This is a genomic window from Staphylococcus sp. KUGN1 (assembly GCF_045984185.1).
GTDB lineage: Bacteria > Bacillota > Bacilli > Staphylococcales > Staphylococcaceae > Staphylococcus > Staphylococcus warneri_A.
The window spans coordinates 1-255 of the sequence record NZ_JBJQIL010000035.1 but is presented as its reverse complement, the minus strand read 5'-3'; the positions used below and the strand labels follow the sequence as shown (position 1 = coordinate 255).

The window sequence follows — 255 nt, the reverse complement described above, 5'->3', positions numbered from 1 at the left end:
TCGGTTCGGTCCTCCATTCAGTGTTACCTGAACTTCAACCTGACCAAGGGTAGATCACCTGGTTTCGGGTCTACGACCAAATACTAAACGCCCTATTCAGACTCGCTTTCGCTACGGCTCCACATTAACTGCTTAACCTTGCATCAAATCGTAACTCGCCGGTTCATTCTACAAAAGGCACGCCATCACCCATTAACGGGCTCTGACTACTTGTAAGCACACGGTTTCAAGTTCTCTTTCACTCCCCTTCCGGGG

At 49.4% G+C, this 255-nt stretch carries 1 rRNA gene; it reads right to left on the bottom strand.

Annotation, left to right across the window (positions count from 1 at the left end):
- Positions 1-255: ribosomal RNA gene (locus ACJQQZ_RS12610) — 23S ribosomal RNA — on the bottom strand; the annotation flags it as partial.